The organism is Bordetella sp., assembly GCF_057362025.1.
The window spans coordinates 23,132-44,905 of the sequence record NZ_JBMQQZ010000083.1 but is presented as its reverse complement, the minus strand read 5'-3'; the positions used below and the strand labels follow the sequence as shown (position 1 = coordinate 44,905).

The 21,774-nt window shown below is 66.7% G+C and carries 19 protein-coding genes; 10 read left to right on the top strand and 9 right to left on the bottom strand.

Translation table 11 applies throughout. The features are described from left to right. Positions 1-32 precede the first annotated feature (32 nt). Together ACO1P8_RS17575 and ACO1P8_RS17570 are read left to right on the top strand one after the other, a co-directional pair. Positions 33-941 (top strand): LysR substrate-binding domain-containing protein, encoded by a 909-nt coding sequence (locus ACO1P8_RS17575; RefSeq protein WP_486297172.1) that lies wholly within the window; start codon positions 33-35, stop codon positions 939-941. 154 nt (positions 942-1,095) lie between these two features. Further along, positions 1,096-1,572 (top strand): BON domain-containing protein, encoded by a 477-nt coding sequence (locus ACO1P8_RS17570; RefSeq protein WP_486297171.1) that lies wholly within the window; start codon positions 1,096-1,098, stop codon positions 1,570-1,572. 24 nt (positions 1,573-1,596) lie between these two features. Here ACO1P8_RS17570 and mgtA read toward each other — a convergent pair whose 3' ends face one another. Continuing rightward, positions 1,597-4,182 (bottom strand): magnesium-translocating P-type ATPase, encoded by a 2,586-nt coding sequence (gene mgtA, locus ACO1P8_RS17565; protein WP_486297170.1) that lies wholly within the window; start codon positions 4,180-4,182, stop codon positions 1,597-1,599. Positions 4,183-4,207: 25 nt separating this feature from the next. Next, positions 4,208-4,987 (bottom strand): L,D-transpeptidase, encoded by a 780-nt coding sequence (locus ACO1P8_RS17560; RefSeq protein ID WP_486297169.1) that lies wholly within the window; start codon positions 4,985-4,987, stop codon positions 4,208-4,210. 172 nt (positions 4,988-5,159) lie between these two features. Between ACO1P8_RS17560 and ACO1P8_RS17555 the strand changes: the two genes are divergently transcribed. From ACO1P8_RS17555 to ACO1P8_RS17545, 3 genes are all read left to right on the top strand, one after another. Continuing rightward, positions 5,160-6,698 (top strand): bifunctional aminoglycoside phosphotransferase/ATP-binding protein, encoded by a 1,539-nt coding sequence (locus tag ACO1P8_RS17555; protein WP_486297168.1) that lies wholly within the window; start codon positions 5,160-5,162, stop codon positions 6,696-6,698. 132 nt (positions 6,699-6,830) lie between these two features. Then, positions 6,831-7,286, top strand: a complete 456-nt coding sequence (locus ACO1P8_RS17550; protein WP_486297167.1) for a universal stress protein — start codon at positions 6,831-6,833, stop codon at positions 7,284-7,286. Between the two features lie 234 nt (positions 7,287-7,520). Then, positions 7,521-8,318 (top strand): alpha/beta fold hydrolase, encoded by a 798-nt coding sequence (locus ACO1P8_RS17545; RefSeq protein WP_094842012.1) that lies wholly within the window; start codon positions 7,521-7,523, stop codon positions 8,316-8,318. A gap of 75 nt (positions 8,319-8,393) precedes the next feature. Here the strand turns inward: ACO1P8_RS17545 and ACO1P8_RS17540 are convergent, their stop codons facing one another. Next, positions 8,394-8,822 carry a winged helix-turn-helix transcriptional regulator gene (locus ACO1P8_RS17540; protein WP_486297166.1) on the bottom strand — a complete coding sequence of 143 codons (429 nt, stop codon included), beginning with the start codon at positions 8,820-8,822 and terminating at the stop codon, positions 8,394-8,396. Positions 8,823-8,996: 174 nt separating this feature from the next. On the opposite strand from ACO1P8_RS17540, the gene ACO1P8_RS17535 reads away from it, so the two are divergent. Beyond that, on the top strand, positions 8,997-9,776 hold the full coding sequence (locus ACO1P8_RS17535; RefSeq protein ID WP_486297165.1) for an SDR family oxidoreductase: 780 nt from the start codon (positions 8,997-8,999) through the stop codon (positions 9,774-9,776). 69 nt (positions 9,777-9,845) lie between these two features. Here the strand turns inward: ACO1P8_RS17535 and ACO1P8_RS17530 are convergent, their stop codons facing one another. Then, positions 9,846-10,532: a GntR family transcriptional regulator gene (locus ACO1P8_RS17530; protein ID WP_486297164.1), complete on the bottom strand. Its 687-nt coding sequence runs from the start codon at positions 10,530-10,532 to the stop codon at positions 9,846-9,848. Between the two features lie 131 nt (positions 10,533-10,663). On the opposite strand from ACO1P8_RS17530, the gene ACO1P8_RS17525 reads away from it, so the two are divergent. From ACO1P8_RS17525 to ACO1P8_RS17515, 3 genes are read left to right on the top strand one after another with little or no spacing between them, the layout of a single operon-like run. Then, positions 10,664-11,650, top strand: coding sequence for a Bug family tripartite tricarboxylate transporter substrate binding protein (locus tag ACO1P8_RS17525; protein ID WP_486297163.1), 987 nt, complete (start codon positions 10,664-10,666; stop codon positions 11,648-11,650). A gap of 25 nt (positions 11,651-11,675) precedes the next feature. Then, on the top strand, positions 11,676-12,476 hold the full coding sequence (locus ACO1P8_RS17520; RefSeq protein ID WP_486297162.1) for an enoyl-CoA hydratase/isomerase family protein: 801 nt from the start codon (positions 11,676-11,678) through the stop codon (positions 12,474-12,476). Between the two features lie 46 nt (positions 12,477-12,522). Beyond that, positions 12,523-13,758: a CaiB/BaiF CoA transferase family protein gene (locus ACO1P8_RS17515; RefSeq protein ID WP_486297161.1), complete on the top strand. Its 1,236-nt coding sequence runs from the start codon at positions 12,523-12,525 to the stop codon at positions 13,756-13,758. Between the two features lie 18 nt (positions 13,759-13,776). On the opposite strand, the gene ACO1P8_RS17510 is transcribed toward ACO1P8_RS17515, so the two are convergent. Together ACO1P8_RS17510 and ACO1P8_RS17505 are read right to left on the bottom strand one after the other, a co-directional pair. Next, entirely contained in the window at positions 13,777-14,541 is a 765-nt protein-coding gene (locus ACO1P8_RS17510) for a class I SAM-dependent methyltransferase (protein WP_486297160.1), read from the bottom strand. 203 nt (positions 14,542-14,744) lie between these two features. Further along, positions 14,745-15,392 (bottom strand): DsbA family oxidoreductase, encoded by a 648-nt coding sequence (locus ACO1P8_RS17505; RefSeq protein ID WP_486297159.1) that lies wholly within the window; start codon positions 15,390-15,392, stop codon positions 14,745-14,747. A 92-nt stretch (positions 15,393-15,484) separates the two neighbouring features. Here ACO1P8_RS17505 and ACO1P8_RS17500 point away from each other — a divergent pair, with 92 nt between their 5' ends. Then, positions 15,485-16,318, top strand: coding sequence for a transporter substrate-binding domain-containing protein (locus ACO1P8_RS17500; RefSeq protein WP_486297158.1), 834 nt, complete (start codon positions 15,485-15,487; stop codon positions 16,316-16,318). A 32-nt stretch (positions 16,319-16,350) separates the two neighbouring features. Here the strand turns inward: ACO1P8_RS17500 and ACO1P8_RS17495 are convergent, their stop codons facing one another. The 3 genes from ACO1P8_RS17495 to ACO1P8_RS17485 are packed head-to-tail and all read right to left on the bottom strand — an operon-like array spanning position 16,351 to position 21,733. Then, positions 16,351-17,043, bottom strand: a complete 693-nt coding sequence (locus tag ACO1P8_RS17495) for a GntR family transcriptional regulator (protein ID WP_486297157.1) — start codon at positions 17,041-17,043, stop codon at positions 16,351-16,353. Between the two features lie 38 nt (positions 17,044-17,081). Continuing rightward, positions 17,082-20,216 (bottom strand): FAD-binding and (Fe-S)-binding domain-containing protein, encoded by a 3,135-nt coding sequence (locus ACO1P8_RS17490; RefSeq protein WP_486297156.1) that lies wholly within the window; start codon positions 20,214-20,216, stop codon positions 17,082-17,084. Beyond that, positions 20,213-21,733 (bottom strand): tripartite tricarboxylate transporter permease, encoded by a 1,521-nt coding sequence (locus tag ACO1P8_RS17485; protein ID WP_094842028.1) that lies wholly within the window; start codon positions 21,731-21,733, stop codon positions 20,213-20,215. Before ACO1P8_RS17485 ends, ACO1P8_RS17490 begins: the two co-directional genes overlap by 4 nt. Positions 21,734-21,774 lie beyond the last annotated feature (41 nt).

The window sequence follows — 21,774 nt, the reverse complement described above, 5'->3', positions numbered from 1 at the left end:
ATTGATGCCATCGATAAGAAACGGGGGCAACGATGGAATTGCGGCATCTGCGGTACTTCATTGCGCTGGCGGGATCATTGAACTTCACCCGCGCCGCCGAACGGGTACACGTGACCCAATCGACCTTGTCGCACCAGATCCGCCAGTTGGAAGACGAAGTGGGACAGCCGCTGTTCGAACGGATCGGCAAGCGCGTGGTGATGACGCCGGCCGGCGAGTCCTTCCTGGCCTATGCGTCGCGGGCCCTGAAAGAGGTCGACATGGGCCTGGGCGAGCTCAAACGCGATAGCGCTTCCATGATCGGCGAGGTGCGAGTCGGTACCACCCATACCTTCAACCTGGCGTTCATACCGGATTGCGTCGCGCGCTTCCTGCAGGACAGTCCCGCGGTCAGGGTAATCATCGAAGAGCTGCCCGCCGATGCCATCGCCTTGCAACTGGACGCCGGCAAACTGGACTTCGGCGTGGCGTATCGACCGGAATCGCCCAGCGCCTTGCAATTCGAACCCTGGTTCAACGAGGAACTGGTGCTGGTCGTGGGGCAGCACCATCCCCTGGCGGCGCGCCGGCGGCTGCGCGTGATAGAGCTGCACAGGGAACCGCTGGTCCTGTTGCCGGCCAGTTTCTCGACGCGCCGGTTGTTGGACGAATGCTTCGCGGCGGCCGGCGCCGAACCGGCCATCATCGCGGAAATGAATTCGGTCGCCGCCATGCTGGGCCTGGCCGCGCGCATGCAGGTCGGGACCATCGCCGTGGCGGCCGCCACCGCCCTGCATCGGGCGCTGCGCACCATTCCCCTGGAGGATCCCGCCCCCATGCGCACGCCCGGATTGCTGTTCAACAACGAGCGGCCGCAATCGCCGGCCAGCCGCGCATTCGCCGCATTGCTGCGGCGCAGGGCGATGGCGCGGGGCGGGCGGACCACGCGCCGCGCGGCGTGATGGCGATACGCGCCACAGGTGCAGCCCCCGCAGGCGCTGCGCGTTGCGCACGCCGCGGACGCCGCCCCGGCGCCCGCGCAGGCATCGCGGTTGCTGCGCTTACCCTTCGGGGCGGTACACGGCCGCCATTTCACGGGACCCTGCAGGAGACGCCATGAAGAACCATCTCATCGATACCCTTGTCGCAGCGGCCCTGGGTGCCGCGGCCATGTATTACCTCGACCCCGACATGGGGCGCGGCCGTCGCAGCGTGCTGCGGGACAGGGCCGCGAGCCGTGCCCGGGACACCTCGCGCTTCGTGCGCCGCAAAGCGCGCTGGACCGGCGACCGGCTCCAGGGCGTGGCCGTCCGGATCCGTCATGCCGCCTCGGCCAGCATCCCGGCCAGCGACCGCAAGATCCATGAACGGGTGCGTGCGGCCATCGGCCGCGTCGTCAGCGCCCCGGGCGCGGTGGACGTCAATGTTGCCGGCGGCAACGTGCTATTGACCGGCCACATCCTGGCTGCGGAACGGCAAAGGCTGGTCGACGCGGTGGTCTCGGTCGATGGCGTGGAGCGGGTCGCCGACCAGCTTTCGGAATACGGCTCGGCGGGACACGTACCGGAGTTGCAGGGGGCACGCGAAGCCTGAGGGACGGCCGGCCGCCCCTCGCGCTTATCCCAGGTGCGAGGCGGTGCGCTGCCGGTGAGGCCGCCTGCCCCGACGGCGCGAGAAGTACCAATGCTTCGCCTGCTCGGCCACGGCCAGATAGGCGGCGGTTACGCCGGCCAGCGCCAGCAGCAGGGGGGCGGGTAGCGGGACGAAGCCGAACCACGCCCCCAGCGCGGTGTAGGGCAATGCCACTGCCAGGGCGACGACGCCCAGCGCGGTGGCGGCCAGGGCCGGATGCGCCGGGCTGGACCACGGGCGGGCCCGTGTACGGATGACGAAAATCACCAGCACCTGCGTCATCAGCGACTCCACGAACCACGCCGTCTGGAACAGGCCCTGGCTGGCCTGAAAACCCCACAACAGCAGGCCGAAGGTCAGGAAATCGAACATCGAACTGACGGGGCCGAGAACGAGCATGAAATCGCGCACCTGGCGGATATCCCAGCGATACGGCCTGGCGATCATCTTTTCATCGACCCGGTCCAGGGGGATGGCGATTTCCGAGGTGTCGTACAGCAGGTTGTTGAGCAGGACCTGCACCGGCAGCATGGGCAGGAAAGGCAGGATCAGCACAGCCCCCGCCATCGAGAACATATTGCCGAAGTTCGAGCTGGTGCCCATCATGACGTACTTCATGATGTTGGCGAATGTGCGGCGTCCTTCGCGCACCCCTTCGGCCAGCACGTTCAGGTCCTGCTTCAGCAGGATCATCGCGGCGGCCTCCTTGGCGACATCGGCCGCGCCGTCGACCGACAGGCCGACGTCGGCGGCATGCAGCGGCGGGGCATCGTTGATGCCGTCGCCCAGGTAGCCGACGATGTGGCCGCGGTTGCGCAGGACGCGGATAACGCGCGCCTTCTGCGCAGGGTTCACCCGGCAGAACAAGGTCGTTCGGGCAAGCCGCGCGGACAACGCTTCGTCGGTCAGCTTCTCCAGGTCCGGTCCGTTCAGCACGCCCTGGATGCGGATACCCAACGCATCGCAGACATGCCGGGTCACCCATTCGTTATCGCCCGTGACGATCTTCAGGGATATTCCCAGCCTGGACAACGCATCCAGCGCCGGACGGGCGGTTTCCTTGGGCGGGTCGACAAAGGCGGCAAAGCCGGCGAAGGTCAGCGCGGTCTCGTCGGCGATGCCGGCGTGGTCCCGATCCGGGTTTACCTCGCGCCATCCGACGCCCAGGACGCGATAGCCTTGCTCGCCCAGGCGCTTGAGCGTATCCGCCGCCGTGCCGCGCGCCTGTTCGTCGAAGGCATGAGGCCCGTCGCTGCCGGCGATCCGGTAGCCGGAGGACAACATGAGGAGATCCTCCGGTGCGCCTTTGACGATGAGATAGCGCCGGCCGTCCTGTTCGGCCAGGATGGAAACACGGCGCCGCTCGAAATCGAAGGGCACTTCGTCGATCTTGCGCCATCCCGTCAGATCCGCCGGCGCGGCTGCCAGCAGGGCGTCGTCCAGCGGGCTTTTCAACCCGGTCTCGAAGTTCGCGTTCAGATAGGCCCAGCGCAGGGCATCCCGGCAGTCTTCGCCGCGGATATCGAATTCCCCGGCCAGTTCGATGCGCGCCTGCGTCAGCGTTCCCGTCTTGTCGCTGCAAAAGACATCCATGCTGCCCAGGTCATGGATGGCCGACATCCGCTTGACGATGACCTGCTCGCGCGCCATGCGTATGGCGCCACGCGCCAGCGTGACCGAGACGATCATCGGCAACAGCTCGGGCGTCAGGCCCACCGCCAGGGCCAGGGCGAAGAGAAAGGATTCCACCAGCGGACGGTGGAAGAGCAGGTTGACCAGCAGTACGAAAAGGACGAGCAGGACCGTCAGCCGGATGACCAGCATGCCGAAATCGCGGATGCCGACCGCGAAGGCGGTGGGCGGCGGCTCGCGCCGCATTTCGTCGGCGATGGCGCCCAGTTGCGTGGCGCGGCCCGTGGCCAGGACGAGCGCGCGGGCAGTCCCGCTGATGACCGAGCATCCCATGAAGACGGCGTCCGCGCGCGCCAGCCGGTCTGCGTGCTGGCCATCGGCCGCATCGTCCGAGCGCTTCTCGGCGGGATAGGGTTCGCCGGTCAGCAGGGCCTCGTTGACATACAGGTCCCGGGACGCGATCAGGCGGGCGTCGGCCGGTACCAGATCGCCCGCTTCCAGAAGGACCACATCGCCGGGGACCAGGTCGGCGGCCGGGATGTCCCTGGGCGCTTTGTCGCGCATGGCCGTGACGCGCAACGCCACACGGTCGCGCAGGCGATCGGCGGCCATCAGCGCGCGATGCTCCTGGAAGAAATCCAGCAGCACCGACAACAGCACGATCACGACGATGATGGTAAAGCTGGCCTGCTCGCGCGTCAGGGCCGCCGCCGCCGCGCACGCCAGCAAGGTCAGGACCAGCGGATTGCGCAGCCGCTCGAGGAACTCCAGTACGAGACGTCGCCGGGGACGTTCCAGCAGGCGATTGGCGCCGTGCACGGCAAGCCGCTTTTCCGCCTGGGCCGACGCGAGGCCGTCGGCATCGGTTTCCAGGGATGCCAGCGCGCGCGTCACCGTGCCATTCCATAGTTCGTCCTCCGATGCGGACTCCCACGCCATGCGGTTCTCCTGTCGTATCCGTGCCTTAGCGCGGAGCGGGCGACCATGGCGGCCGCGCCGTGCGGCCGCTGTCGACGATCACCAGGTAGCGGCCGGCGCCGTCCACGGGCGTGCGATCGGGCGACAGCACCCACAAGGGCCGTCCGGCGCGGGCCTCGGCCTCGTAGTCCGCGTCCAGCACGCCGAACCGGTCCAGGAAGACGTTCAGGCTGCCGGGAATGCGTACGCAGCCCTTGGATTGCACGCGGCCCAGACGGGATTCCAGGATGTCCGGATCCGTCGCATGCATCTGCAGGCGCATCGTGCCCGTGCCGCCGCGTCCCCAGCCGCGCAGTGCCTGTTGCCAGCCGAAGTCGTAGACGCGCATGCCTTTCCTCCCGTAGCCGCGGATGCCGAATTCGTTTTTGGTCCCCTCGGCCCGGAAGTCGCCGTCCGTCACCGAGTGATCGAAAACCCCGGTGGGCGTCTGGAAGTGATCGAACTGGCCGATACGGCCCGTGGATACCGGCGACGCGCCGATCAGGCGCTGCATGGAAGGCGAACCCAGCCAGTACACCAGGATGGCCTGCACATTGGGGTTGCGGTCGACCACGACCAGATACTGCGGCTCGTTCAGCGTAATGCCGGCGCCGCTCAGCATCAGCAGGGCGCTCGTGGCGTAGTACCGTATGTCATCGGATGGCGGATGCAATTGCTGCCGCACCGTCCGGCGGTAGGCGTCGGCCAGATCGTCGGGCGTGGGGGTGGCCTGGGCCGCGGCCTGGCCCGACAAGGCCAATGCCGCGCAGGCAAGCAGGCTCGCCATACCGGTCCGGAGCGCGGATTTCATCGTGTTCGGCCTCTGGTCCTCGCTGATACACAGCGTCCCGTCCTAGTATGGCGACGTCCGTCAGCCACCCGTTGACCAGGATCAATAGGCGATCGCGCGGCCGCGTCACCATCCGGCAAACACGATGGCTTACGACAGGAGCGCGCGCATGGAGCCGGATACGCAATCCGCGACGATGGATTTCCTGGGATGCCCCCGCACCCATGGGGAAACGGCGGAAGTCGCGACCGTGCAAACCCATATCTCGGTGATCTTTTTGACCGCCCATCGGGCCTTCAAGCTGAAACGCGCGGTGCGCTATCCCTATGTGGATTTCTCCACGCCCGCGCTGCGCCTGGCCGCGTGCCGGCGCGAACTGGAATTGAACCGCCGCACGGCGCCCATGCTGTATCTGGCGGTACGGCGGATCACACGGCAGCCCGACGGCTCGCTGGCGTTCGACGGCCCCGGCGAGCTCGTCGATGCCGTGGTCGAAATGGCGCGTTTCGATGAAGAGACGCTATTCGACCGGATGGCCACGCGCGGCGCCCTGACGGCACCCTTGCTGACGCGGCTGGCGCATGCCATCGCCGCCTTTCACCGGGACGCGCCCGTTGCCTTCCATGCGCGCGGATTGGCCATCATGAGGCGCGTACTGGACATCAACGAGCTGGCATTCCTGACGCTGGGCAGTGCCGTGCCCGCGGGCTGCACGGCCTTGAACCGCCTGTTTCGCCTTCGGCAGCGGGACTGCGCCGCGCTGCTGGACGCCCGGGGGCGCGCCGGGCGGATACGCCATTGCCATGGCGATCTGCACTTGCGCAATATCTGCCTGGTCGACGGCACGCCGGTGCTGTTCGACTGCCTGGAATTCGACGAGGCGCTGGCCACCGTCGATGTCCTGTACGACCTTGCGTTTCTCCTGATGGACCTGCGCTACCGTGGCCAGCCGCAATGGGCCAACTTCGTCTTCAATCGTTATCTGGACGAGCGCGACGAAACCGATGGCCTCCCATTGATGCCGTACTTTCTTGCGCTGCGCTCGGCCATTCGCTGCCACGTCACCGCCGCGCAGGCCCGGGACGTGCCGGCGCCACGGCGCCGCGATCTGTTCGGCGAAGCCCGGGATTACGGACAACTGGCGCTGCGCCTGCTGCAAGCGCGCCCGGCCCGTCTTGTCGCGATCGGCGGATTGAGCGGGACCGGCAAGTCGACCCTGGCGGCGGCAATCGCCCATCGGATCGGACAGGCGCCAGGAGCCCGCGTGTTGTCCAGCGACCGCATCCGCAAACGCCTGTATGGCGTGGCTGCCGAGGCCCGCCTGCCGTCCGAAGCGTATCGGCCCGAGGTGTCCGAACAGGTTTACGCCACCCTGGCGCGACAGGCGCGCGACACCTTGGCGCGGGGGCACGCGGTCATTGCCGACGCGGCCTTCGAGCGCCCCGAAGACCGGGAAAGCCTGCGCCAGGTGGCCGCGCGCGCCGGCGTGCCGTTCGACGGGTTTTGGCTGGAAGCTGCGCTGGATCTGCGCCTTGCGCGCGTAGACCGGCGCCGGCATGACCCCTCCGATGCGGACGCCGAAGTCCTGATGATGCAGATGCGGAAAAATCACGGCGCGCCTTCCTGGCGCACCGTGCAGGCCGGCGGCGATCCCGTCACGATATCCGGATCCGTGGCGGCGATGCTTCACCTGGACCAGGCGTCCTAGCCGGGCAGCAGGGTCGGGCAGGGCACCGCACCGCCGGTTCACATTGCCGGCCGGCGGTCCGCTTGACGCAGATCAGACCCGCGGGCCGCGGGCGCGGGCATGATGGGTGACACCGTGAATACGGAGATCGCCATGTACCGAAATATCATGATCGCCCTGGACGGCAGCAAGGCCGCGCGGGCCGCGCTGGACAAGGCGGTCCAGTTGGCGGCGCAGGAGCGCGCGACGTTGTATGCCGTGTCCGTGGTGGAATATCCCAGCGACTACTACACCTCGCTGGTCTACGATCCGGCCGAGATGCGCAAGTCCATCGATGTCCAGACCGGCGACATCCTGAAGGACGCCGCGAAAACAGTCGCCGGCAAAGGGGTCCCGGTGCAGACCCGCCTGGTCCACAACACCAGTGGCGGAAACACCGTGGCCGAGCAACTGGACCGCGTCGCGCGCGAGCTGGACGTGGATCTGGTGGTGATGGGCACACATGGCCGCAAAGGCGTCCAGCGCCTGCTGCTGGGCAGTGTCGCCGAGGCCTTCATCAGGCTGACCGATCGGCCGGTGCTGCTGTATCCGGATCGAGGGCCGGCGTAAGCGGCGACCTTTCGGCCACCCTTCAGGACCCTCTTCGAGGGCCCCTTCACCGCCTTTCACGGCCATTCACGACCCTGCAGGCACCGGACCGGCGCATGCCGGGCGTCGTGTCCGGGCGCGTCCGCGTCCGGCCTCATACAACGGATTGGTACGTGCGGCCTATAACGGAAATGTGACGTCTGGCGCGCGTTTTTGACCGTATCCTTTGCGCGTCAGTACTAAACGAGGTTACCCATGACGATGAATCGGCGCACGTTTTCCGCCGCGTTGGCCGGCGCTGCCGCGGCCACCATTCTTCCCGGGCTCCGGGTCTCTGCGCAAGCAGCGCCGCCAACAGCCAGGAATGTCGTCCTGGCCCATGGCCTGTTCGCCGATGGTTCCTGTTGGACCGAAGTCATCGCGCGGCTGCAGGCTGCGGGCATGAATGCAACGGCCGTCCAGAATCCCCTGACTACCTTTCCCGAGGCCGTCGATGCCGTGCAGCGGGTGCTGGCACGCCAGGATGGTCCGACGGTGCTGGTGGGCCATTCGTTCTCCGGCATGCTGGTGACGGAAACCGGCGTCCATCCCAACGTCTCTTCGCTGGTGTACGTGGCGGCACGCGCCCCGGATGCGGACGAGGACTACGCCCAGCTCGCGGCGAAGTATCCCACTCCGCCGGCCAGTGCGGGAATCGTGTTCGACGGCGATGAAGGGCGGCTCAGCCAGGAGGCCTTCCTGCGCGACTTCGCCGGAGATCTGCCGCGCGCCAAAGCCATGGTGCTGTATGCCGTCCAGCAGCCGTTTCGCAAACCGCTGCTGGCCGGCAAGACGACGCAGGCGGCCTGGCGCAGCAAGCCCAGCTTCTACGCCGTGTCCACGCAGGATCGCACCATCAATCCGGATCTGGAACGTTTCATGGCCAAGCGCATGGGCGCCACGACGATAGAGGTCAAGGCAAGCCACCTGTCGCTGATTTCGCATCCGGACACGATCGCGGCGCTGATACTGCGGGCGGCCGGCCGGCAACCCGCCAGCAAGCCGCGCGCGTAGTTGCAGCCCCGAGGGGCCGCGCGCCCGCACGGCGGCCCGGTGCCGCCCCGACTGTGCCGGCGCGGCGGGCTGCTTCTAGTCGGAGGCGGGCGTATCGGGCAATCCGGCGCCCCTGAACGAGCGCAGCTTGTCGTAGTGCGTTTCCGCCCATTGCCATAGCGAACAGAGCGCCGCGCACAGGCTCGCGCCCAGGTCCGTCAGGGCATATTCCACGCGCGGCGGGACCTCCGGATAGACCTTGCGCGTCACGAAGCCGTCTTCCTCAAGCTTCCTCAAGGTCTTCGTCAGCATCTTCTGGCTGATATCGCCGACCGCCTGGGCGACCTGGCTGAACCGCAGCACGCCGCCCTGGTCCAGGGCCTCCAGCACCTGCAAGGTCCATTTGTCCGCGACGCGGCCGATGACGGCCAGGACCAGACGGTCGACCTCGGGGTTGGCGTGGGTCCCGTCGGGTGACGTGAAGACCAGCGGCTCGTCGCGCGCGGTGGCGGTGTGCTTGCTCATATTCGGTGATGCCTTTGTGATGATCGCCGTGTGCCCATCGCGCGCCACAGAGGCGAGCGACGCGGTCTGCCAATAGTATCCTATTGGTAAGTAGTTAACCAAAGGGTGCCTACTTCCCAAAGGAGAGTATTGCACGTATTCTGCGTTCGCACTCTTTTCAAAGGAAGCGTCATCATGCAAACCACGGGCAATACCATCCTTATCACCGGCGGCGGAACCGGTATCGGCGAGGGCCTGGCGCGCGCACTGCACCAGGCAGGCAATCGGGTCATTATCGCGGGACGCCGTCAAGGTCCCCTGGACGAAGTCGCGGCCGCCAATCCGGGCATCGCGACCGCCACGGTGGACGTGGCCGACGCCGGCGACATCGCCCGCTTCGCCGCCGATATCGTCAAGCAGCATCCGGCCCTGAACGTCGTCATCAATAACGCCGGCATCATGAAGCCAGAGAACTGGACGGCAGACGACATCGACCTGTCGGTGGCCGAGGCGACCATCCAGACGAATCTGCTCGCGCCGTTGCGCTTGACGGCGGCCTTGCTGCCGACGCTGAGGAAGCAGCCGCAGGCAACCGTCATCACCGTGTCGTCCGGCCTGGCCTTCCTGCCGCTGGCCGCCACGCCGACCTACAGCGCCACCAAGGCGGCCATCCATTCGTTCAGCGAATCGCTGCGTTATCAGTTGCGCGATACGAGCGTGCGCGTCATGGAGCTGGCACCTCCCTATGTGCAGACCACACTGCTGGGAGACCACCAGGCGACCGACCCGAACGCCATGCCGCTGCGGGATTTCATCGACGAGGTCATGCAGATCATCGCCACGCAGCCGGATGCCGGCGAAATCCTGGTCAAGCGCGTATATCCGCTGCGCTTCGCGGTCGAGCAGGGGCAGGAGAAGTATCGCGAGGTGTTCGCCGCCTTGAACGCGCAAGCCGCTACGCACGTGGGCGAGTAGCCCGGGTTGCCGGGGCCGTCAGACGGCCCCGGCGGCGGGCAGGGCAGCGGGGCGACGCGACGCCTGGCGTCACCGCAAGTTGTAGGCCTTCTTGCTATACAGGTGCTCGCGCATCAGTTGCTCCGCGCGCTCGCCGTCGCGCACCAGCAGCGCCTGCACGATGGCTTCGTGGTCTGCCACGCCGGCGGCCCATTCGTCGGGGTCCAGGTTGGATTTGTAGCGCAGGGCCTGGACCTGCAGGTTCAGGCGATCGTAGCTGGCGACCAGTGCCGGGTTATGGGCGGCACGGCTGATGGCGATGTGGGTCCCCATGCTGGCTTCGAAGTAGGCGGCGATGTCCCGCGCCTCGTAGCCCTGCAGCATGCGCCGGTGCAGCTGGGCGATGTGCGCCATTTCCGCATCGGTGGCGCGCTGCGCGGCCTGCCGCACCGCCAGACCTTCCAGCACGCTCAGCACGTCGAAGGTGTTTTCGATATCCGCGCGCGATAACTCGATCACCATCGCACCGCGCTTGGGCTGGATGCTGAGCAGGCCGTCCGACGCGAGGATGCGGTAGGCCTCGCGCAACGGGGTGCGCGACACTTTCAGCAGGTCGCACAGATCCCGCTCGTTCAGCCAGGTGCCGGGCCGCAAGGTCCCATTGACGATCAGTTGCCGCAGGCGGTCCGCCACGACGGCGGGCAGGGTGGGGTGGTGGATCGCCAGTCCCTCGGGCGGCATGGCCGCGCCGGCCAGGGCGGAATCAGGGTTTGCCATAGGTGTGAAGCGTCAGGTTTATCGTTAGGCTGGTGTCTGGTATACCAAATATCAAATTCCAGAAAAATACCAGGTCAGCCCGAATCATAGACCAAGCCGTTACGGGCGGCGCCATGCCAAAGGAGACTCTCATGTGGAAAAAAGCGCTTGCCGCGCTCGGTAGCACATTGATGTTCATGCAGGCATTCCCCGCCGCGGCGGAATATCCGGACAAGCCGATACATCTGTACGTGGGTTTCGTGCCAGGAGGCGGCACCGACGTGTCGGCCCGCATTGTGGCCCAGCGCTTGTCCGCCATCCTTAACCAGCAGATCGTCATCGAGAACAAGCCGGGCGCCTCCGGCCTGATCGCCGCGGATATGGTGGCCAAGGCGCCGCCGGACGGCTACACGCTGCTGTTGGCCAACATGCAATCCACGGTGGCGGCCCCTTATGTCCTGCCCACCTCGTTCGACCCCATCAAGGACTTCACCCCGGTCCGCTATATCGGCTCGGTGCCCAACGTCCTGGTCATCAATCCGACCAAGCACGACTTCAGGACGGTGCAGGATCTGGTTAAGGCGGCGCGGGCGAAACCCGGCAGCCTGACCTACGCGTCTTCCGGCATGGGCAGCCCCCAGCATCTGACCGCCGCGCGCTTCTCGCAGATCGAAAAAGTGGAAATGATCCACGTGCCCTACAAGGGCAGCGGCCAGGCGGTCGCCGACCTGCTGGGCGGGCAGGTCGACCTGAACTTCGACACGCTGCCCGGCGTCATCGGGCAGGTGCAGGCAGGCAAACTGCGACCCCTGGCCGTGACCAGCCCGCAGCGCAGTCCGCGCTTGCCCGACGTACCGACACTGGCCGAGGCGGGCGTCAAGGGCGTGGATGTGGTGCAGTGGTATGCCGTGCTCGCGCCGGGCAAGCTGCCCAAACCCGTGCTCGACCGTCTGGACCTGGCCCTGTCCCAGACGCTGAAGGATCCGTCCGTGCGGGCAAAGCTGAACGATCAGGGCATGGACGTGGGCGGTGGCCCGGATACGCCGGCGGCCTTCCGCGCCTACGTGGACAGCGAATGGGCCAAGTACGGCCGGCTGACCAGCAGCCTGGGCTTGACCAAGGCCCAGGCCAAACAATGAACCCGCTCGAAACAGGAAGCGCATCATGACCGAATCCGCGGCATCGGCCGAATCCCCCATCCTGATCCAGCGCGACGGCGGGATCGTCACCGTAACGCTTAACCGCCCGGCCAAACTGAACGCCTTGACGGTCGACGCATGGCGCCTGCTGGGGGACACCTTCCAGGCCCTGTCCGCCGACGAATGGGTGCGCTGCGTGATACTGCGCGGAGCCGGCGAAAAGGCATTCTCGCCCGGCAACGACATCTCGGAGTTCGAGACTTCGCGCTCCAACAAGCAGCAGGCGCGCGAGTATGGCGCCATCATGCGGCGCACGATCGAGGCCATCGGCGCCTGCCGTCACCCCGTGGTCGCGCAGATCCACGGCATCTGCGTGGGAGGCGGCATGGAAATCGCCAGCCTGGCGAATGTGCGCATCTGCGGGGCCAGCTCGCGCTTCGGTGTACCGATCAAGAACCTCGGGCTGGTGATGTCGTATTCGGAATTGACGCCGCTGGTGCGGCTGGTCGGTCCCGACGCGGCGCTCGCGATGTTGCTGGAGGGCACGATCTTCGATGCGCAGGAAGCGCTGCGCCTGGGCGTGGTGACGCGCGTGGTTGCCGACGACCAGGTCGCGGCCGAGGCATGGGCCACGGCCCAGCGCATCGCGGCGGGCGCGCCGCTGGTCGCCCGCTGGCACAAGCAGTTCGTGCGCAGGATTCTCCAGGGTGGCGAGCTGACGGACGCCGAGCGCGACGAAGCGTTCGATTGCTTCGATACCGAGGATTTCCAGACCGGCTATCGCGCCTTCCTGGCCAAGCAGGCGCCACGGTTCAACGGCCGCTGAGGCTCTCTATCCGGGACAGCGACCCGGGATCAAGGAAGGACCAACGATGGAAGAAAGAAACACCTCGGCGCCCGGGAAGGGCGCGCTCGCCGGCATGCGGGTGATCGAGCTCTCGCAGATCATGGCCGGGCCCACGTGCGGCATGATGCTGGCCGACCTGGGCGCGGATGTCATCAAGGTGGAAAAGCTGGAAGGGGGGGATGACGCGCGCCAGTACCGGGACCCGCAGGTCAACGGCGTATCGATGCCGTTCCTGATGCTTAACCGCAACAAGCGCGCGATCGCGCTGGACCTGAAGCATCCCGAAGGCAAAGGCGTGTTGATGCGGCTGCTGCGCGACGCGGATGTCATCACGGAAAACTTCCGCAAGGGCACCATGGAAAAGCTCGGCCTGGGCTACGAGGATCTGCGCAAGGAAAATCCGGGCCTGATCTATTGCAGCGTATCCGGGTATGGCAGCACCGGGCCGTATGCGGACAAAGGCGGCTTCGACCTGATCGCGCAAGGATTCTCGGGCCTGATGAGCATTACGGGCGAGCCCGGCGGGCCGCCCTTGCGCACGGGCAACTCGGTAGCGGACATCAACGCGGGCCTGTTGGCGGCGTTCGGCATCCTGGCCGCGTATCAGCACAAGCTGCGCACCGGGCAGGGACAACGCGTGGAAACGTCCTTGCTGGAGGCCAGCCTGCAGCAACTGTACTGGCATGCGGCCATCTACTTCGGTTCGGGCGTATCGCCCGGTCCGAGCGGATCCGCGCACGTGCTGACCGCGCCGTACCAGGCGTTTCCCACTGCGACGTCATGGATCATCATCGGCGGCGCCAACGAAAAGAACTGGACGCGCATCGCCCAGACGCTGGGGCAACCGCAGTGGCTGGACGATCCACGGTTCCGGCTTAACAGCGACCGCATGGCGAACCGCGAGGAATTGACCCGGCTGATCTCGGCCATCCTGCTGCAGCGCCCGGCCGAGGAATGGCTGGCCGAGCTGGACCGCGCCGGCGTACCGGCCGGCCCGGTGCATTCGATAGGAGAGGCGCTGTCCCACCCGCAGACGCTGGCGCGCGACATGGTCGTGGAACAGACCCATCCGCAGGCCGGCGCGATACGCACGGTCGGCATGCCGGTGAAGTTCTCCGCCACGCCGGCGCGCTACCATCGCGCGGCACCGCGCCTGGGAGAAGACACGCGCGCCATCCTGGCCGAATTCGGCTATGACAGCGCGGCGATCCAGGCTCTGGTGGACGCGGGCGTAGTGCGGGAAGTCGCGCGCGCCGAGTGATGCGGCGTTGCCGGTCGCTTACCGGGATTCGGGCTTGCGGAACTTGAAGACGAACTGATCGGTCTGGCCGCGAACCGCCGGCGCGAAGACGGCGACATCGTGGGTGTCCCGCGGATTGCGCAGCACGCTGCTTTCGGCCTCCAGCTTGAAGCCGGCGGCCAGTACCTGTTGCTTGACGGTTTCGGGGTCGATACGGTGCAGCGTGTTCGAGCTGGTGTCGCTGGTGCCCGCATTGGCGACATGATCCACGACGATGAAGACGCCGCCCGGCTTCAATGCCTTGAACACCGCCGCATCCATTTGCTCGGCGGCGGCGGCGCCCACGAATCCGTACACGTCGTGGTAGTTGTCCGAGGTCCAGGCGACGTCCAGCGCTTCCGGTATCGCGAGGGCGGCGAGGGAGCCGTTCACCACCGTGACGTTGGTGAAAGCCGTTGCGGTCGGGATCGCCTGCGCGGCGCCCAGCGCTTTGGGCGATAGCTTGACGAACTCGGCGGGCACCACGGCGTATACGTGGCCGGTCGGCCCGACGGCATTGCTGAATATCCGCGTGAAGTAGCCGCCGCCGGGGATCAGGTCCGCCACGCGGTCGCCCGGCTTGATGCCCGCAAAGGCCAGAAGCTGCGCGGGTTTGCGTTCCGCATCGCGATCGACGTCCGCGGGAGGGCGGTCGGGCGAGGCGACGGCGGCGGCGATCGCCGAATTCTTCGGCGCAAGCGGCGCCTGGGCACAGGACGCCAGGGCAAGCGTCGAGAAAGCGAACAAGGCAATGGCGGCTTTCACTTCAACCTCATGTCAGCAAGTTGGAGACCGGCTTATCGACAAGCGCCGATAAGTACGGCAATGCCGAAGGACCTTACCATACCGGCACCGGCGCAGTGTGGTGTTCGTCCCGATGTGGTATTCGTCAGTGCGGTCTTCGTCCATCAGGTACACCGCTCGCGATCCGCGTGCCGCGGAGCTCGGGCAGCCGGCCATGCGCGCCTTCAGCCAGGCATGCCCGCCAGCACCTGGCGTATGGCTTGCTCGAACGCTGCCACCGGCTGTCCGCCACTGACCAGATATTCGCGGTTGAAGATAATGGCCGGCACCGAGTGGATACCCATGGCCATGTATTCCTGCTCCTCGGCGCGGACGTCGTCGGCGAATTGTCCGCTTTGCAGGACATCGCGGGCTTGCGCGCCGTCCAGCCCGACCGACTCGGCCGCCTCGACCAGCACATCGTGCTTGCTGGGATCCTTGCCCTCGCCGTGATAGGCCTTCAGCAACGCCATTTTCAAGGGCAGCTGTTCGCCTGCGGTGCCCGCCCAGTACAACAGCCGGTGCGCGTCGAAGGTGTTGTGGACGCGGGTACGCGGCCCGAAAGCGAAACCCACTTCGGCCCCGCGTTCGCGGATGCGAGCCTGCGTTTCGGCGATTTGCTCCGGCGTGCGGCCGTACTTCTTGCCGAGGTAGTCGACGATGGCTTCGCCTTCGGGGCCCATGTCCGGGTTCAGCTCGAAGGGGTGCATGAAGATCCGCGCATCGACCTCCGCGCCCAGGTTCGCCAGCGCCCTTTCGAGCGAGGACAGGCCTACCGCGCACCAGGGGCAGGCAACATCGGAGACAACATCGATTCGGAGTGGCTGGGTCATGGGTATTCCTGAAAAAGGCCGGCGGAACGATTCCCGACAATTATAGGGATGCTAAATTGCCATCCCTGTCGAGCCCAAAAAAAGGAAAGCCTGTGTTCACAAGGCGTTATGCGACCGTCGCGGCCCTGGTGGTCCTGGCCGCGCTGCAAGGTTGCTCCTCTTTCGACTCCACCCAGGAGGCCTACAACGCCGCCTGGAAGAACCAGAAAGCGAGCTTGATCAAACAGGTCCTGGCGCCCAGCGGCAGCTTGCGCGTCGCGGTGTATCGCGGCAGCCCCACGTCCTTCGTCCAGCCGGATCCCAAGCAGCCGCCGCGTGGCGTGGGCTATCAACTGGGCGAGGCGTTCGCGAAGCAGCTGGGCGTTCCCTTCGATCCCAAGGTTTATCCGAACAACGCCGAGGCCCTGCATGCGGTGGCGATGGGGCAGGCCGATTTCACTTTCACGAACGCGACGCCGGGGCGGACCCGCGAGATGGATTTTTCGCCTCCGGTCATGGACGTCGAAAAGAGCGTCCTGGTGCTGGCGAATTCAAGGCTCAGGATACTCGACGACCTGAACAAAACCGGTGTCAGGATCGGCGTCAGCGCGGGCAGCTCCAGCGCCGCCGAGTTGAAATCCCTCTATCCCCGCGCGATCTATGTACCGGTGGATACACTGGCCCATGGCGTCGAGATGCTGCGCGCCAACCGGATCGACGGGTTCGCGACCAATAATGCCATCCTGTTCGAAATGAGCGATAAGCTGCCTGGGTCGCGCTTGCTGCCCGGACATTGGGGCGTGGAGCATTTCGCGATCGGCGTGCCGTTCGGCCGCGCGGCCGCCCAGGATTGGGTCACCGATTTCGTCAAGAACGCGCTCGCGCAGGGAGAGGTGCAGGCCGCGATCCGGCGCGCGAACGTGCGCGGCATCGTCCGGGCACCGTAGCGCGATCCTGGAAAAGTCCCGTGCCCGAAAGCCTAGTGCGGCAGGCCGAGTTCCAGGATGGCGTCGCGCTTGTCCAGCAGATGCTGGCGCAGAATGCGTCCCAGGCGGGGGCCATCGCGCTCCTGCAGTGCCACCAGCATCTGTTCGTGGTCCTCGATCGCGCTGGCCCATTTCGGCGCCTTCAGATTGGAGCGCAGGCGCAGGGCCTGTACCCGGCGGTTCACCGATAGATAGGTCTGCCGCAGCATCTGGTTGCGGGCGGCCAGGTTGATGCGATCGTGGATCTGCTGGTTGCGGCTGTAGTAGCCGGGAAGGTCGCCGTGCGCGCGGCATTCCAGCATGGCCGCATGCAAAGCGCGGATCTGCGCGACTTCCTCGTCGGTGATGCGTTCGCAGGCCAGTTCGCCGGAGAAGGCCTCCAGGCCGCTGAGTACCTCGAAGGCTTCGCGGATTTCCGCTTCGGACATGCGCGCCACGGCGGCACCGCGGTTGGGCGAAATCTCGATCAAGCCCTCGGCGGCCAGGACCTTCAGTGCTTCGCGCAACGGCGTGCGCGAAATACCCAGGGTTTCGCACAGCTGGCGTTCGTTCAGCTTCATGCCCGGCGCCAGGACGCCTTCGATGATGAAGTTGCGCAGGTGTTCGGTGACCGAATCGTGGAGAATCGCTCTTTCCACCGGTGTGAGCAGCGGCGTGGCCCGAGAAGTTTCCTGGTCTGTGTACATAGCGGATCCACATGGACTGGCTGGCGCGCCATCGTCGGTCAGGCCGCCGCGTCCTGCCGTCCCGGGGGCAACGAGTCGGGATCGAGCGCGGCCGCCAGCACCTGCGCGACGTGCAGGGATTCTACCCCGGTCCCATCCAGGATCTGGTGCCGGCAGCTGGTGCCATCGGCGACGATCCAGCTGTCCGGCGGCGCGGCCCGCACCGCCGGCAAGAGCGCGGCTTCGGCCATGGCCTGGGACGCGGCGTAGTGCTCGGCCTCGTAGCCGAAGCTGCCCGCCATGCCGCAACAGGACGATTCGATGACGGACACCTCCAATCCCGGAATCCAGCCCAGCACGGTCCTGACGGGCTGAACCGCATCGAACGCTTTCTGGTGGCAGTGCCCATGCACCAGGGCGTGTCGCCGCGCGGGCGCGCGCAGCGGCAGCGATAGCCGTCCGGCCCGATGCTCGCGCACCAGGAATTCCTCGAAGAGGAAAGCCGATGCCGCCAGGCGCCGCGCGGCATCGCCGTAGCCGTAGTTCAGGAACTCGTCGCGCAGCGTCAGCAGGCATGACGGTTCCAGGCCCACGATCGGCACTCCCCGCGCGATAAAGGGCGACAGCGCATCGATCAGCCGGCGCGCCTCGGCCTTGGCCTCGTCCACCAGCCCGGCGGCCAGGAAGGTCCTGCCGCAACACAGGGGCCGCTCGCCGGGACGCGCGTTCAGGCGCACGGTATAGCCGGCTGCCTCCAGTACCTGGCGCGCCGCGCGCGCGTTGGCCGACTCCAGGTAGTTGTTAAACGTGTCGACGAACAGCAGCACTTCGCGCGTCACGGCGGTGTCACCCGCAGCCGTATTCGCCGCCGCCGGATGCGCCGGGGCGGGGTGGGGCGCGATACCCGTGGCGCCCGAGGCAGCGCCTCCGCCATCGCGCGCGGCGTCCTCCAGGAAAGAGGCACCAAAGCGCGGCAGCGATCGTTGCGTCGCCACGCCCAATGCGCGCTTGACCCGCCGCGCCAGCGAGGGAGAGCGGTCGATCAGCCGCGTCAGCCAGCCCAGGCGGGCGGCCAGCGGCGCGTAGCGCGGCAGGAAGGCGATCGCGCGATCCCGCAGGCGCAGGCCATGCGCCTGCGTCCACGCCCGGCGCGCCTCGATCTTGAGCTTGGCCATGTCGACGCTGGTGGGGCATTCGCGCCGGCATCCCTTGCAGGACACGCACAGGTCCAGCGCCTCCTTGACCGCGGTGCTGGCCAGGCCCTCCATGCCGAGTTGTCCGCTGATCGCCAGCCGCAGCGTATTGGCGCGTCCGCGCGTCACATGCTGCTCGTCCTTGGTGACACGGTAGCTGGGGCACATGGTGCCCGCGTCGAACTTGCGGCAATGGCCATTGTTGTTGCACATCTCCACGGCCTTGGCCAGACCGGCCGTGGGATCGCCGGCGCTGCCCGGCGGCGATTCGCGGCCGGTCATGGGATCGCGCATCACGTCCCAGGCCGACCAATCCAGCGCGGGCGCATAGGGCTTTACCCCGTAGGCGGGCGGAAAGCGGAAATTGGCCGGATCGTCCATGCGCGGCGGGTCGACGATCTTGTCCGGATTGAAGCGGTTGGATGGATCGAACAAGGCCTTGATCTCGCGAAAGGCCTGGTTGATGCGGGGACCGTATTGCCAACTGACCCATTCCCCCCGGCACAGGCCATCGCCGTGCTCCCCGGAATAGGCGCCCTTGTAGCGGCGCACCAGTTCGGCGGCTTCTTCGGCGATGGCCCGCATGCGCGAGCCGCCGTCGCGGCGCATGTCCAGGATGGGGCGCACGTGCAGCGTGCCGACGCTGGCGTGGGCATACCAGGTCCCTTCGGTGCCGTGGCGATGGAATACTTCGGTCAGTTGGCGCGTGTACTCCGCCAGATGCTCCAGCGGCACCGCGCAATCTTCGATGAAGGACACGGGCTTGCCATCGCCCTTCATGCTCATCATGATGTTCAGGCCCGCCTTGCGGACCTCCCACAAGGCCTTCTGCGCCTGGGCATCCGTCATTTCGACCACCGCGCCGGGCAGACCCAGGTCGGCGACCGTATGCGTCAGGTCCCGCAGGCTGCGCGCCAGCGCCTGCCTGTCGTCGCCGGCGAACTCCACCAGCAGGATGGCCTGGGGCTGTCCCACCAAAGCGCCTTCGATCACCGGCCTGAAGGCGGGGTTGTCCATCGCCAGGTCGATCATGGTGCGATCGACAAGCTCCACGGCGACCGGCCCCAGCCGGACCAGATGCTGGGCGGCGTCCATGGACTGGTAGAAGGTGGGGAAGTTGACCACTCCCAACACCTTGTGGACCGGCAGGGGCGACAGCTTCAAGGTCAATCGCCGGGTGAAGGCAAGCGTGCCCTCCGACCCCACCAGCAGGTGGGCGAGGTTGGCCTCGCCATCGTCGGTATAGGCGCGCGGGTTCTGGCAATCGAAGATATCGATGTTGTAGCCGGCCACGCGGCGCAGCACCTTGGGCGTGCGCGCCGCGATCTCGTCGCGCTCGCGCAGCGCGATTTCCCACACGCCTTCGAGGATGCCGCGCAGACGCGGCGCGGCGGCCAGCCGCGATACCGGTCCGAAGTTGCCCTCGGTACCGTCGGCCAGGATGGCATCGATGGATAGCACGTTGTGCACCATGTTGCCGTACTCGATCGAACGCGAGCCGCAGGAGTTGTTGCCCGCCATGCCGCCCAGCGTGCATTGCGCCGAGGTCGAAACGTCCACCGGAAACCACAGGCCATGCGGCTTGAGCCAGGCATTCAGATGATCGAGAACGATGCCGGGCTCGACCGTCACCGTGCGCGCGTCCGGATCGAAGTCCACGACCTGGTTCAGCCATTTGCTGGTGTCCACGACCAGGGCCTCGGCGACCGTTTGGCCGCACTGGCTGGTGCCCGCGCCGCGCGCCAGCACCGGTATGTCTTCGTCGCGCGCAATGTCCAGGGCGGCGGCCAGATCGGCCTGGTCGCGCGGCACGACGATGCCGATGGGCGTGATCTGGTAGATGGACGCATCGGTGGCGTAGCGGCCGCGGCTGGCGCCGTCGAACAGCACGTCGCCGCGCAAGGCCTTGCGCAGCCGCGTGGCCAGCGCGGGCGCGGCGCCGGCGGCGTAGGGCACCAGGCGCACGGGCTGCGGGAGGATGGGAGAAGGAGCGGTGGTCATGGATAGCGTGGCGAAAGGGCGTCGCGGTGCCTGCGCAGGCGCGAGAATGCCGCCGATATCAGCGGCCAGAAAAGGGCGGCCAGCGCCAGGGACACGATGCTGCCCACCAGTCCGTTGGACCAGAACACGCTCAGGCTCCCCGACGATATCAGCATGGTCTGCCGGAAGGCGTCTTCGGCGCGGTCGCCCAGCACCAGGGCCAGCACCAGCGGCGCCAGCGGATACTGCAGCTTCTTGAAGAGATAGCCGACCACGCCGAACACCAGCATCAGCCAGATATCGAAAGCCGCGTTATGCACGGTATAGGCGCCGATGGCGCATACCACCAGGATCATCGGCGCCACGATGGAAAACGGAATGCGCAGGATGGCGGCGAACAGCGGCACGGTGCACAGCACCACGAACAGGCCGGCCAGGTTGCCCAGGTACATGCTGGCGATCAATCCCCAAACGAAATCCTTCTGTTCGGAAAAAAGCAGCGGGCCGGGCTGCAGGCCCCAGATCATCAGCCCGCCCAGCAGCACCGCCGCGGTCGCCGAGCCGGGAATGCCCAGGGCCAGCATCGGCAGCAGGGCGCTGGTGCCGGCGGCATGCGCGGCAGTCTCCGGCGCGAGCACGCCTTCGACATTGCCCTGGCCGAAAGAGTCCGGATCCTTGGCGAACTTCTTCGCCACGCCGTAGCCCATGAACGAGGCCGCGATGGCCCCGCCAGGCGTGACGCCCAGCCAGCAGCCGATGGCCGCCGAGCGCAGCAGCACCAGCCAGTAGCGCGGCAGCCCCGCCCAGGTCTTGAAGACAACCTTCAGGTCGATGGCGGCCTTCTTGCCCTTGAAGGCGATGCCTTCCTCCATGGTCAGCAGGATTTCGCCGATGCCGAACAGGCCGATGACCGCCACCAGGAAATCGAAGCCCCGCAGCAGTTCCGAGGAGCCGAAAGTCATGCGCAGGTCTCCGGACACGGTATCCATGCCGACGGCGGCCAGCGCGAAGCCGATACCCATGGCGATGATGATCTTGGGCTTGGACTCCCGGCCCATGCCGATAAAGCTGCAGAAGGTCAGCAAGTAGACCGCGAAGAACTCCGCCGGCCCGAAACGCAGCGCGAAGCGCGCCACCGCCGGTGCCAGGAAGGTGATCAGCAGCACGCCGACCAGCGCCCCGAAAAACGACCCGGTGAAGGCCGACGTCAGGGCCTGTCCCGCGCGGCCCTGCTGCGCCATCGGATAACCGTCGAAGGTGGTAGCCACCGACCAGGCCTCGCCCGGGATGTTGAAGAGGATGGATGTGATCGCCCCGCCGAACAAGGCGCCCCAGTAAATGCACGACAGCAGGATGATGGCCGACGTCGGATGCATGGAGAAGGTCAGGGGCAGCAGGATCGCCACGCCATTGGGCCCGCCCAGCCCGGGCAGCACGCCCACCACGATGCCCAGCAGGATGCCGACCATCATCAGGCCGACGTTGCCCCAGGACAGGACGACGCCGAAGCCGTCCCAGAGCGCGGATAGTTCTTGCATGATGTCCTCCGAGCGAGCGCTGCCCAGCGGCCGCGTTCTCT